Source organism: Microcoleus sp. MON2_D5, assembly GCF_036701905.1.
Lineage (GTDB): Bacteria > Cyanobacteriota > Cyanobacteriia > Cyanobacteriales > Microcoleaceae > Microcoleus.
In genome coordinates this window covers 25,231-37,233 of the sequence record NZ_JAUBRM010000002.1, presented here as the reverse complement: position 1 = coordinate 37,233, position 12,003 = coordinate 25,231, and the positions used below count along the sequence as shown (strand labels likewise).

The window sequence follows — 12,003 nt, the reverse complement described above, 5'->3', positions numbered from 1 at the left end:
AATTTTTAGGGATAGATTCTCTCTTTTTCTTTCTTTTTTCTTCCCAAAATCCGGTAGACATTAACTTTTCGTTCCCTGCCTTTTAAAGGCAAAGGTCCCCAAGATTCTACCTCAAATTTGTCTGCCAGATGCAGAAAGGTTTCTTCTGCAATCAATATCCGGCAAGTGTCCTCTTGCCGCTCCTTTTCGCAGCTTTCTAGCCGAGAAGCAATATTTACACTGTCGCCGATCACTCCATATTCTAAACGGGTTGTGCCTCCCAGACTACCCACCATCACAGGCCCTGTAAAGATTCCTACTCGCATTTTTGCGGTCGGTAAACCGCGCGCGAGCCAATTTTGATTCATTTCTGGCAAGCGGGAACTGATGGCTAAAGCGCAAGATACGGCAAGGCGAGCATCTTCGGCAATTTCTTCTGGAGTGGTGCGGGGAATGGGTACGCCAAATACTGCCAGCATTCCATCTCCGGTAAATTTATTAATCACGCCTTGATGTTCTTGGACTTCTTGCGCCATTGCTGATAAATACTCATTTAACCAACTCATTACCACTTCTGGTGGTAGTTTTTCGGAGATTGTACTAAAACCCTGCAAGTCGGTGAGGATGATCGTAGCAGTAACTTTTTGCCCTGGCAATAACCCTGATTCGAGCAGATGGACGCGCTCTTTCCACAAGGCATTTGCGATCGCAGGTGATGTTTGTTGTCCTAATAACTTCATCACAATCCCTTGCTGCTGCCTCGATTGCTCGTATTTATAGGTGACTGCGACTCCTGCGGTGATTAAAAGTGCCATAGCAGGGGAAATTAGAGGTATCCACCCCTGTTGCATGAAGAGGAAAAAGGTGAATCCGAATAATGAGCCGCAAGCTACGATCGCGATCGCAATCAAATTCAGGGATTTTTCTAGTCGCCAAGCTAAACCGCCGCCCACTACACTCCAAACAGCGATCCAGAGAATTTCTTGCCATTCTTCCCAATACCAAAATAGCCCTTTGCCGTCTAAAACTGCACTGAGAACTTGGCTGGTGGCTGATGCGTGAATTAATACCCCAGGCGTCGGGATATTACCGTTTTTAGTAGCGCTGTAAGGGGTAGAAAAAATATCTTTTACAGTTGGGGCTGTAACGCCGATTAAGACTATTTTACCCTTCACCAATTTAGGCTCAACTTTGCGCTGCAAAACTTGAGTTAGTGTCACGCTCTTTGCTATTTTTTCCGCAGAGCGGTAATTGAGTAGAACTTGATAGCCTTGGGCATTAATGTTTTGATAACCTCCTGAGTTCGAGCGCAATTTTGAAAATACTATTTTATTTGCCTGGATTTCTTTTTTTTCTGTTAATTTAGAATCTATTTTTTTGCTATCTAAATAGGCAAAAGCTAGCCGCATTGATAATGAAGTCATTGTCGTTTTACCATTCTTGGCAAACATCAAATTGCGACGCACTATACCGTCGGGATCGAAGACTAAATCGTTAAATCCTACCCGCTTCTCTGGTATGTTAGGATTTGGTGGCACTTGCTGGTACTTTGATTGGCCAAGGAAGGTAATCGGAAATACTTTTGAGTTTTTAAATTGAGTTGCTAATTCTGCATTCCCCGGCTCGTAGGGAATGTCGCGAATTATATCGATGCCAATAGCTGTGGGTTCAAGACGCGCTATTTCTGCGATCGCTTTTGCTAAAGTGCGATCGGAAATTGGCCATTTTTCAATAGTATTAATATCCTGCTCTGTGACTTCAACTATTAGCAACCTGGGGTCAGGGCCCGGATCGGGCCGCAACTGCACCATGAGGTCGTAAGCATTTAATTCTAGTGGCTGCAACCCGCCTAAATGCCGCACTCCCAATAGAGTTCCGGTCACGACAATCCAGATAATAGCAAGAGGTTGCAAGTCAGCGAAGGGGAAGGAATGAGTTAAGTTGTTCCAACTCCACCCTCTCTCCTTCCACTGACGATGAAATTGATGAAAGAATTTGGGCATATTAATAATTGTTGGTTTCAACAATCTAACATTGGCGTGTTCCTAAATGCCCCTTACTGATGCCAAAATTTTAGTGTTCTTGTGCGGTTTTGGCGATCGCACTTAACTGCAATCCCTGCGGATAGCTGTTTTCTTCTTTGCTGCGCTTGATGTCAGCCATTGAAATCTGGGGTTTGAGGTATTTTGCTAAAACTTTAACCACGTCGCCCCGATCGATCGTCCCCGCTACTGAACCAATCGGCGAGAGGACGATGATTCGGGGGAGTTGACGGGCTTCCATGCTGTTAATTACTTCTGCGATGGATGCTTTTTCGGAAACTGTGGGGGTTTTTCCGAGGGGTTTCAAAATGTTGTGCAAAGTCTGAATTGGCCATTGACTGCGTTCTGTGAAGCGGATATCGTCGATCGACACTAAGCCCAAATCCCGGCCGTTGGTCGCAGCAATGTAAAATGGAAACGGATTGACTTCTAACAAATAGCGATCGGCAAATTCTCGCAAAGTCAAATCTGCATCTACAACTCGAAACTCGCGGCTCATCGCATCGCTGGCTTTTATTTTAACCAAGGCTTCTTGCAGTGAAGTCAATCTGCTATAAGCAGTGGCATTGCGAATGCCAAACCAGCCGATCAGCGCCATCCACAAGCCGCCGTAGTCGCGCGCTAAAAAGCATAGGCTCAGACCCAAAGCAACAGCAAGCCAACCTAAAACTTGTCCTGTTTTTGCCGCCCAGCGAACGCCGGTAAATCGAGAGCCGGTGATTTTCCAAATTGCTGCTTTTAAAACTTGTCCTCCATCCAAAGGCAGACCGGGAATTAAGTTAAATAATCCCAAAACAAGATTGATTAGTGCTACCCTTTCGGTGACAATTGCCAGCAAACTTTTTGGGGGAAGAACTTGAGAACCCAAACCGAGGATTAAAAACAGCGAAAAGCTGACTAGAGGACCGGCAATGGCTACTTGAAAAGCTTGACCGGGAGTTTTTGATTCCGAGTCGATTGATGCCATTCCACCAAATAAAAATAAGGTAATAGAATTAACTTTAATACCTTGCGATATCGCCGCCAAGCTGTGTCCGAGTTCGTGCAAGAGCACGGAAGCAAACAGCAGCAGAGCTATTGCCAACCCCCCACTCCAGGACAGCGCATGCCCCCACACACGGTAACTGCTGGCGTATTCGCGGGTTACTAAGGCTAAAATTATAAACCACGAATAATCTATAAGTAGGGGGATGCCAAATAAAGAGCCGATTCGCCAACCTGTCTGCATGAAGTTTCCTGGGAAAGGAGAGCAAGAAAGAGTTTCTATTATATCTTTTCTACCCCTTGCCTTTGCCTTTCCCCTGATTTTTACAGAACTCCGGCGTTACCCAAGCCCAAGATTACTCCGGCTCCCAGCAAGTGGCCGAAGCTGGCTGTTGCCAGCAATTCTGGTACGCCGAAGCCTTTGAACATTCCAGGGAGTGCAACGGGTAAAGCTGGACCCTTGCCTCGGTTTTGCTTGGAGATGCCGTAGTAGCCGATCGTGATCGCCAGCAAATTACATAAAATCATTGTCAGTCCTACCATTGGCGACCACTCGGGTGTTGAGGGAGCGGTAGATTGTACGGCTAACAGCAAAGATGAGTTGATCACGTTTTTATCTCCTGATTTCACAGATAAATTGATTTCCACGATTATAAAAAGCGGTTTGCATTAAACTAAGATTTGTTTTAATAGTTAACAATTCGTTGATATTTTGATACAACTGCGGAACCGAGGAGGAAGAGTGCGGGTTAAAATTTGCGGAATCACTAAATTAGACCAAGGAATTGCGATCGCCCGCTTGGGAGCCCAAGCTTTGGGATTTATCTGCGTGCCGGCTTCCCCGCGCTATGTCAGCCCAGAAACAATTCGCCTGATTGTCGAGCAGTTGCCGGAAAAAGTCGATCGCATCGGCGTTTTTGCCAACACCACAATAGAAAATATCTGTCAAGTAGCGGCAGAGTCAAATTTAAGCGGGGTGCAGTTGCATGGAGATGAAACAGCGGAATATTGCGATCGACTGCGGGAGTTTTTGCCGGGAATTGAAATTATCAAAGCCCTGAGAGTTAAGACTCCTGAAACTTTAGCCACCGCTGCTGTTTATGCTGTTCGTGTCGATACTTTACTGCTGGATGCTTACCATCCAGAGCAATTGGGCGGTACGGGAAAAACGATCGACTGGAGGATGTTATCAGAGTTTAGACCGCAGTGTCCTTGGCTGCTGGCGGGCGGTTTAACACCTGATAATATTTTAAATGCAATTGATAGCGCGATCGGCAATAACTTCAACGGTGTTGACCTTTCTAGCGGCGTAGAAATAGCGCCGGGAGATAAAGATTTGACCAAAGTTGCTCAGTTGTTTGCTAATTTAAGTCAACTTGCTCATCATTGATAAATTGGCAATACCAAATTCGCGCTTTTTATGCGATTCATTCTTTAGTCTGCCTGAGCGAAGCCTGCCTTATACAAGGCAGACATCGTTTCTACAGTAGCAATTTCAACCGCAGATTATTCCCTTTATTGTTTTATCGGCGGATCTCAAAAGTGCGTGAAGCAGAGCTATCTTCCCGCAGGGGTTCGGTGAAGGGTAGGGAATCGCCCTCCGGGTCTTCGTATTCCAAAACCAACTCACTAACCGTAGCACCGGTGGGGCCGCGGCGGCACCAACTAATCATTTCTTCCACAGCTTTTTGGTCGCCTTCAAAGACAGCCTCGACGCGCCCATCGGGGAGATTTCTTACCCAGCCGCCCAGGCCGAAATACTTTGCTTGATTCCTCGTTGAATATCGGTATCCTACTCCTTGAACTAATCCGGAAACAAAAACGCGGACTCTGACGGGCGGCAATGATTGGTTTTGCATAATAAACGGCTCAACTTACTGCTAACATCTGTTTGAAAATTTTAAGGATCAGTTTGATTATGTTAAATTTTAGTGCGATTCCCTTCGGGATAGCTCCGCTTCACGCATTGCCGGGATTCCTGATACGCCGCGTCACCCAAGCTTTTTCAACTATTCCCGATTTCACTGATTGGCTGGTTGCAGCTATGCTCGCGCTGGTTTACACTTCGATCGCTCTTTCCGTGGGTTTTTGGTCGGGATTTCTAAAAGTAGACGTGCAAACCTCTCGGCGTACAATTGTGGGAGTGCTCATTGGCTGTTTGTTAAGTCCGGGCATCACCGAGGAATTATTGTTCCGCGTGTTAATGCTGCCACATCCGTTAGAGAATGCTTCTGGCTTAATGCTGTGGTTTTGGGGATGCGCGAGTTTGGCGGTTTTTGTAGTTTACCACCCGCTGAACGCGCTGACTTTTTACCCGGTTGGTCGATCGACCTTTATGAATCCAGTGTTTTTGCTACTGGCGGCAATTTTGGGAGTTGCGTGCTCCATCGCATACCTGCAAAGCGGTTCTATCTGGCCTGCGGTGGCGGTTCACTGGGTGGCAGTGACAGGCTGGCTGTTGCTACTGGGCGGTTACAGGAGGCTGTATGGTTAAATGTAAAAAGTCCAGCATCACTATTTTGTCGGGAGGATCTCAGTTGTGGGTATCATAGGAGCGATCGTAGGTTTTTTGGCAGGGGTAGCAGTTGCTTACTGGTTAGTGGAAAAGCGCTTAAACAAGCAAAAACAAGAATACTTGCAGCAAACTAGCAGAATTAGTGAAGAAATAGAATTAGCTCAGATGTCTCGGGTGCGACAAGCTGTCGAATCTCAGCAACAAGAACGCGAAAATCAGCTTAGAAAAGCTACTATCGAACACGAAAATTTACTCAGACAAGTTACTACCCAATACGAAAACCAGCTCAAACAAGTTGCAGCTCAATATGAAAATCAGCTCCAACAAGTTCGGGCAGAACGTGACAGTCAGCTCCAACAAGTTTTGGCCGAACGCGACACTCAGGTCCAACCAGTTGCCAGCGTAGACGAGTACGAGCTGCGGCGACAAATCAGCGAGGAATTAGAAGCCGCTAACAATGCTAGGATGCAGCAAAATATCCAATCTTTGCAAGCAGAACACGAACATCATTTACTCAGAGTTGCTGACGAATTGCATATAAATTATCAAGCTCAGATGGAGCAACATTTGCAAAACCTGCAAGATGAACACGAAATTCGATTGAGGCAAATTGCCGAGGAATATGAGAACCGAGAGGTTGAGATGCAGTTAAATATGGAGGCTTTGCAAGAGCAATACGAGAGTCAGTTGCAAGCCGCTCACGAGCAGTTGAGAGAGCACGAAGCTCAGATGCAAGCTACTATCAGGTCTTTGCAAGAGCAGTACGAGAGTAATGTACAACAACAAGAAGTCCCCGAGGAGCAGTTCAGTCAGTTAAATCCCACAGAATTTGGAGATTATTTACCACAAGAAGAAGTTTGGCAGGAACAGTCAAGTGAGTTAAATCAAACAGAAGTTCAAGAAGAGTTAAATTACACAGATTTTTCGGAACCACAACCAATTGATTTACATCAACCAGCAGTCGAACAGCAGGTTCCAATTACCAGACAAGCACCAAGCTATTCCCTACCGCAGTTGATGGGATGTGTTCAAAGTCAGGACAAAGAAACCCGCAAGTTTGCAGCGTCTGCTTTAGGTAAAATGGCTGCTGCTAATGCTGTGAGAGCCGAAGGTCAGCGAGCAATAGAAACCTTGGGAAAATTAGCTCAAGATATTCAGCCGGAGGTGCGCCAAGCTGCTGTGGAAGCACTAGCAATGATTAAGTCTGAAAAAGTGATTCCGCTGCTACAAAAAGCTTTGCGAGATATAGATAGCGGTGTGGCTAAATCGGCAAGTGCTGCGCTCAATAAGTTTAAGTTTTATCCGCGCACTCCGGCGGCTAAGCCGAAAACTGTTGATGTAAAGAAACCAAAGCGTTAAGCATTTACGAGCCTAAATAAATATAGCAATTGTCAATTGCCTACAACACAGTAGGGATACAACATTGTTGTGTCCTTACCGAGGTGCTGTATTTCACTCAATTTCGATTACTACCACAAACTTTGGAGGTTGGGTTGAGCAAAGAAATCCAACTCAATTATTCGATCGACAACTAGCCCAATCCTTAGCAGCAATTACCGACACCCCGCCAGCCGAGGCCGATAGGTTTGATGATGCCCTGGTAACGGCTTTGGCGGCAATTGAGTCGCGCAAAATCTGTTTAAGATTGTGGTTTAACTGATCTGTTGCACTATTCTTAAAATCGCTGCTTTGTACCGAGTATAAATTTGAGGTCGCCAGAGTCGCTAACACCCACATCTAAGCGAATTAATCCAAAGCGCGATCGCACCCTCACACCCACCCCAACACCCGCCCCAGTCCCCGGTTTGTCCCTGACTACCGCCGGTTTTCCGAGTACGCTATCTCCTGTGCCCAAATCCGACGCAAAATCAACAAATAGCACGCCGCCGACATCCCTGCCGACCGGAAACCGATATTCGCCGGAAGCTAAAAAATAACTCCGACCACTGCCAATATCCCCGCTATCGTAACCCCGCACGGAATTGCGACCGCCGAGGCGAAAAGCTTCTGTTGGTGGCAAATCTCCGATTACCGTACCCCCTTGCAAGTTAAAAGCCAGCATTTCGGGCAAGGCTTCGGACTCGCTGATGCCCAACAAAGTTACTGGCACATACTGTATATAATTCGCTAACAGCCTGTTACTCACAATGTTACCTCGCCCCAGAGGTATCGACTGCTCGGTGCTGAGGCTGAGAATCGAGCCTCTGGTTGGGTCGAAGGGATTGTCCCGCCGATCGAGCATCGCACCAAAGGAAACAGTGTATAACTCGTCAACGCCGCTGCCACTGAATGTGAGAGGATTGCCGAGTTCGTCGCGGCGGGCGATATTTAAGTTGCGATCGCGCGTGCTGATATTTGTATAATTCAGTCCCAAAGTCCCTCGCCAATCGCCCAAAGGTCTGGTAAACCTGAGATTTCCCCCCACCCGAATTTCCCGAACTCGGTTCCCGTTGGGCAAATCAATATCTTTGTTGAAAATTTCCGAGATTCTGCGATCGCCAAAAGCTCTCACACTGTATCCCAAACGGTCTTCGGCGGCAACGTAAGGGCTGACAAACTCGACATCGTACTGGATACCTCGGAGGCTGGGTTCAAGTTCCACCGCTAGCCGCTGCGGGTTTCGGCCGAAAGTTCGATCGGTATATGAAAGAGGAACAGCAACGCCAACATCATCACTAAGACTGGCACTCACGCTAAAAGAGCGAGCCGATCGCTCTTGAACGTTGTAGATTACATTAACATCCGTGCCAACTTCTTCGATCGAAACCGTCACTTTGTCAAACAATCCCAATTGCTGCAACTGCTGCAAATCCGATCGTACAACTTCCCGGCTGTAGTTATCCCCCGCCTTGAGTTTGAGTTCGCCTCGGATAAAATCTTCCGAAATTCTGCCCTCAACCGGATTCCCTTTTTTATCAACAGCTTCGCCTCGGGAATTGACAAAGCGAATTTTCACCTCTGCAACGTAAACGCCTTCAGCATTGCCCGCTTGACTGATTTGTAGATCACCGCCTAGCTGTCGGGCGTTGCTGTTTGCTGCTTCGGGGATTTCGGCTTGTGCCGCGACCGTCGCCGGAGTTTTTAACAGAGATGTAAAATCTTTATTGTGGCTGGACTTGAGAGAGAGAGAGCCCCTAGGGGATAGCTGGGCCGCGCTTAGTTCTCCAGAAGCTGCAAGCTCATCCGATGCCTGCAAATCCTGCACAGTTGGGTTCACCTGAGATGTTGCACCATTCTCAATCAGCTTTTTATGAACAGGCAAGATGCCTGTTCCGCAAAACAATTCATCTCTTGTGGAACGGGCATCTTGCCCGTTCTTGAGAATGGTGCCAGATGTGAGACTCACCTCATCCTCCTGCCTCTGTGTCCTTGTGGGACAGGCGTCTCGCGTGTCAATTTCTGGGGTTCCCTCTCTAAACTCCGCCTCAGTCGGTGCGGCACTCGGATCGATCGCCCGCGCTGCCAATTCGCCGCCAGCCAGCGCAGCCAAAGTCAAAAATGCAATAATCGGAATTCGCATAGACATTAAATTTAAAGCACACCCAACGCATATTACCCAAAACCGGGCCCCCTGCATAATTAGCCGAAAAGAAACCCGGTATTTTTGAGGCTACCGGGTTTCTGGGATTCTGAAAGGTGGGAAAGTTCGATCGCGGGCGATCGTTAAATTTGTTTAAATAGCTTGTCGAGAAACTCGTTTCTCAAAATGAGCCTGGGTCTGCTGCAACAGTTGTTCGCGACTGTCCTTAGCGGTGGTAATGGTAGGGAGCAAGTTGCGAGCTTGTAACGTCATGTGAAGCTGTAGGTGTGCTACGTACTCACTGACATCTTCCCGAAGAGAGCAAGCCGGGTACTGTTTTAAAGTAGAGTTCAAAGTGTTCTCCTGCTTTGAGTTTGTAGTATTTTCTAATAATCATAGAGAATATCACGGTCTATTTCTAAGTGCGTACTCCGTAATGAAGTTTAACGTTTGGACTGCTTTTTTGTTACAATTCTTTACAAAGATTTCTTACCTATCAGGAGTCGATCCCCATGCAGTCTCAAGCACTTGTAGGACAAATGCACACATTAAGTACATTTGTCAATAGCACTACCCAAACAGCCGCCTACCTGGACATCGGGTGCGGCCGACCCTTATTGATGCTGCATGGTTTCTTCGGAGAAAAGACTTGCTGGCTGCCATTAATTGAGTTATTGCAATCTCAGTTTCGGTGCATCAGTTTAGATATGTTAGGTTTTGGAGAATCCAGCAAACCAGAAATCCGCTATGACGTAGCTGTAGAAGTTGATTTGGTCCGGCAAGTTGTAGAACAACTAAATATTGAACCTTGCTGCATTATCGGACATTCTTTTGGCGGTTGGGTAGCATCTGCATATTCCCTCAAATATCCTAATTCTGTTAGCAGTTTAGTGTTAGCAGCACCGGCAGGTATTCGGGACGACACTTTTTGTGGTCAATATGATGCTTTGCGGCCGCTGTTGTGGGAAACCCCAGCCGTGGATTGGGCCTTGCAGTTGGCAAAACCTTTTGCTAGTTTAGCTGGAAAAAGTGAGAAATTGCGGCAAATTTCCGGGTGGCGCAGGGAGTTAATGTCTCAACCAGTAGCAAGGTCATTTTTAATGAGCCGGATGCGGCCAGAAGATGCAGTTGATACAGTAGAAAAAGAAATTCACCAATTGCAAGTTCCTACCTTAGTCATCGCAGCAGATAGTGACGAAACAATTCCTTTATGGCACTGTCAAACCTACGCTAACGAGATACCGGGGGCCGAGTTAGCAATTATTCCCAATGCTGCTCACGGCTTGCCGCAAACTCAAGCTCAAATCATGGCGAAGTTGATTTGTAATTTTTTGAATAATTAAGAAAAACTGTGCAACAAGCCGAATCATAAAAATTGTGATACTCGACCCTACAAAATAATTGTGTTTTAGTATACTACTTTAGTAATAAATACAGAATATATTGCTTAGTGTATTGTACAATTTTTTATTATGGCTCTTAAATCTTGTGTCCGCAGGAGCTACAGACATTTAGTGGAGTCGGGGGTATTACCAATGGCGGCAATGAAGAACTATTTTAATCTGGAAGAAATTACGACAGCCAGAAAAATTAGTGCTGCGGTAATTAATATTAGCGGCCGTCAGCGAATGCTTTCCCAACGAACGGCTTTTTTTTGCATGAGGTTAGTGTGTTCTCAGAATGGGGTAGAAAAAGCCAAATTGCGGGGAAATTTGTTAGAGGCGATCGAGCTTATGGAAAAATCGCACCGCGACTTAATTAATATTGGCAGCAGCATCAACTTAGGCAGTCCCCCTTCAGCCACCCTCAAGGCAATGTATTTTGAGCCGCCGCTGTATTTAGACAAACAAGTGCGCGCATATATCGATCGAATAAAAGCATTCGTGCAAGTTCCTGATGCCGAACTCATGCTGGAAAATCCCCATCTGCTGTACATTATCGAAGCAGCGGGCGGCGACTTGCTAGAAGCTTTCGATGCCGTGGTGAGTCAATACCAGCAAGAAAGCGAAATAGAACAATTTGAAATCGACCTCAAACAGGTTGAACTTTATCAAGAAAGTTGTGCTGCTACCGCGAAAGCAGAAGCTCAAGCTGCCGAGATCGATCGCGCACTTTACGAACTCAAACAAACTCAAGCTCAACTCCTCCACAGCGAAAAAATGTCTTCGCTGGGGGCGCTAATGGCTAGTATAGTCCACGAAATTAATAACCCAGTTAGTTTTATTTACGGCAACTTGAGCCATGCTGCAATTTATACTCAAGATTTGTTGCACCTGCTGTGTCTCTATCAAGAATGCTATCCCAATCCCTGTCCCGAAATCACAGCTAAAATCGAAGAGATAGATCTTGATTTTCTAGTTGAAGACTTGCCTAAAGTTATCTCTTCCATGCAAATGGGTTCCAATCGCATTCGCGAAATTGTCAAATCTATGGGCAACTTTTCGCGAACCGATAACAGTAACATGACCATGTGCGATTTGCACGACAGCATTGACAGCACCGTGTTAATTTTGCGAAACCGTCTCAATTCTCAAATAGACCGTCGCGACATTCAAGTACTTAAAAATTATGGAAAATTGCCTCCTGTAGAGTGTTATTCGGGACAGCTCAATCAAGTATTTATGAATCTAATTACCAACGCGATCGATGCTTTGGACGAGGCATCACAAAATCAGCCCTATGCTGCGCTAAAAATTTTGATCACCACAGAATTAGCTGGGCAAGATCGCGTGAGAGTGCGGATTGCTGACACGGGAACCGGAATGACACCACAGATAAAAGAGCGAATGTTCGAGCAGTTTTTCACCACCAAGGAAGTTGGTAAAGGTACCGGTTTAGGATTGTCTATTGTCTACAAAATCTTAGTAGAAAATCACCGAGGATCGCTTCGGTGCGAGTCGGAACCTTGCAAGGGAACCGAGTTTATCCTTGAACTGCCGATCCAGCAAACTTAAGCAATTTAC

General features: G+C 46.2%; 12 protein-coding genes. 6 read left to right on the top strand and 6 right to left on the bottom strand.

Annotation, left to right across the window (positions count from 1 at the left end; genetic code table 11):
• Positions 1–5 precede the first annotated feature (5 nt).
• From QUA47_RS00980 to psaK, 3 genes are all read right to left on the bottom strand, one after another.
• Positions 6–1,982, bottom strand: a complete 1,977-nt coding sequence (locus QUA47_RS00980; RefSeq protein ID WP_333429358.1) for an adenylate/guanylate cyclase domain-containing protein — start codon at positions 1,980–1,982, stop codon at positions 6–8.
• A gap of 70 nt (positions 1,983–2,052) precedes the next feature.
• Positions 2,053–3,249 carry a site-2 protease family protein gene (locus QUA47_RS00975; protein ID WP_333429357.1) on the bottom strand — a complete coding sequence of 399 codons (1,197 nt, stop codon included), beginning with the start codon at positions 3,247–3,249 and terminating at the stop codon, positions 2,053–2,055.
• Between the two features lie 80 nt (positions 3,250–3,329).
• The gene (gene psaK, locus QUA47_RS00970; protein ID WP_333047772.1) at positions 3,330–3,614 is read right to left on the bottom strand and encodes a photosystem I reaction center subunit PsaK; all 285 of its coding nucleotides are present in this window, start codon (positions 3,612–3,614) and stop codon (positions 3,330–3,332) included.
• A gap of 133 nt (positions 3,615–3,747) precedes the next feature.
• Here psaK and QUA47_RS00965 point away from each other — a divergent pair, with 133 nt between their 5' ends.
• A complete protein-coding gene (locus QUA47_RS00965) occupies positions 3,748–4,395 on the top strand; it encodes a phosphoribosylanthranilate isomerase (protein ID WP_333429356.1) in 648 nt (215 codons plus the stop codon).
• A gap of 133 nt (positions 4,396–4,528) precedes the next feature.
• Here QUA47_RS00965 and QUA47_RS00960 read toward each other — a convergent pair whose 3' ends face one another.
• Positions 4,529–4,864: an acylphosphatase gene (locus tag QUA47_RS00960; RefSeq protein WP_333429355.1), complete on the bottom strand. Its 336-nt coding sequence runs from the start codon at positions 4,862–4,864 to the stop codon at positions 4,529–4,531.
• A gap of 59 nt (positions 4,865–4,923) precedes the next feature.
• Between QUA47_RS00960 and QUA47_RS00955 the strand changes: the two genes are divergently transcribed.
• From QUA47_RS00955 to QUA47_RS00945, 3 genes are all read left to right on the top strand, one after another.
• Positions 4,924–5,499: a CPBP family glutamic-type intramembrane protease gene (locus tag QUA47_RS00955; RefSeq protein ID WP_333429354.1), complete on the top strand. Its 576-nt coding sequence runs from the start codon at positions 4,924–4,926 to the stop codon at positions 5,497–5,499.
• 45 nt (positions 5,500–5,544) lie between these two features.
• Entirely contained in the window at positions 5,545–6,879 is a 1,335-nt protein-coding gene (locus QUA47_RS00950; protein ID WP_333429353.1) for a HEAT repeat domain-containing protein, read from the top strand.
• 64 nt (positions 6,880–6,943) lie between these two features.
• The gene (locus tag QUA47_RS00945; RefSeq protein WP_333287757.1) at positions 6,944–7,180 is read left to right on the top strand and encodes a hypothetical protein; all 237 of its coding nucleotides are present in this window, start codon (positions 6,944–6,946) and stop codon (positions 7,178–7,180) included.
• 15 nt (positions 7,181–7,195) lie between these two features.
• On the opposite strand, the gene QUA47_RS00940 is transcribed toward QUA47_RS00945, so the two are convergent.
• On the bottom strand, positions 7,196–9,046 hold the full coding sequence (locus QUA47_RS00940) for a BamA/TamA family outer membrane protein (RefSeq protein ID WP_445302472.1): 1,851 nt from the start codon (positions 9,044–9,046) through the stop codon (positions 7,196–7,198).
• A gap of 147 nt (positions 9,047–9,193) precedes the next feature.
• Positions 9,194–9,394: a hypothetical protein gene (locus QUA47_RS00935; RefSeq protein ID WP_006634481.1), complete on the bottom strand. Its 201-nt coding sequence runs from the start codon at positions 9,392–9,394 to the stop codon at positions 9,194–9,196.
• Positions 9,395–9,552: 158 nt separating this feature from the next.
• Here QUA47_RS00935 and QUA47_RS00930 point away from each other — a divergent pair, with 158 nt between their 5' ends.
• Both QUA47_RS00930 and QUA47_RS00925 read left to right on the top strand, forming a co-directional pair.
• Positions 9,553–10,383, top strand: a complete 831-nt coding sequence (locus tag QUA47_RS00930; RefSeq protein WP_333429351.1) for an alpha/beta hydrolase — start codon at positions 9,553–9,555, stop codon at positions 10,381–10,383.
• A gap of 129 nt (positions 10,384–10,512) precedes the next feature.
• The gene (locus QUA47_RS00925) at positions 10,513–11,994 is read left to right on the top strand and encodes an ATP-binding protein (RefSeq protein WP_333429350.1); all 1,482 of its coding nucleotides are present in this window, start codon (positions 10,513–10,515) and stop codon (positions 11,992–11,994) included.
• Positions 11,995–12,003: the final 9 nt, after the last annotated feature.

What these genes read in the sequence shown, in the direction of transcription:
- QUA47_RS00930 (WP_333429351.1), top strand. Translation starts at nt 9,553, where the DNA reads ATGCAGTCTCAAGCACTTGTAGGACAAATGCACACATTAAGTACATTT.
- QUA47_RS00925 (WP_333429350.1), top strand. Translation starts at nt 10,513, where the DNA reads ATGGCTCTTAAATCTTGTGTCCGCAGGAGCTACAGACATTTAGTGGAG.
- QUA47_RS00975 (WP_333429357.1), bottom strand. Translation starts at nt 3,249, where the DNA reads ATGCAGACAGGTTGGCGAATCGGCTCTTTATTTGGCATCCCCCTACTT.
- QUA47_RS00940 (WP_445302472.1), bottom strand. Translation starts at nt 9,046, where the DNA reads ATGTCTATGCGAATTCCGATTATTGCATTTTTGACTTTGGCTGCGCTG.
- QUA47_RS00955 (WP_333429354.1), top strand. Translation starts at nt 4,924, where the DNA reads ATGTTAAATTTTAGTGCGATTCCCTTCGGGATAGCTCCGCTTCACGCA.
- QUA47_RS00960 (WP_333429355.1), bottom strand. Translation starts at nt 4,864, where the DNA reads ATGCAAAACCAATCATTGCCGCCCGTCAGAGTCCGCGTTTTTGTTTCC.
- QUA47_RS00980 (WP_333429358.1), bottom strand. Translation starts at nt 1,982, where the DNA reads ATGCCCAAATTCTTTCATCAATTTCATCGTCAGTGGAAGGAGAGAGGG.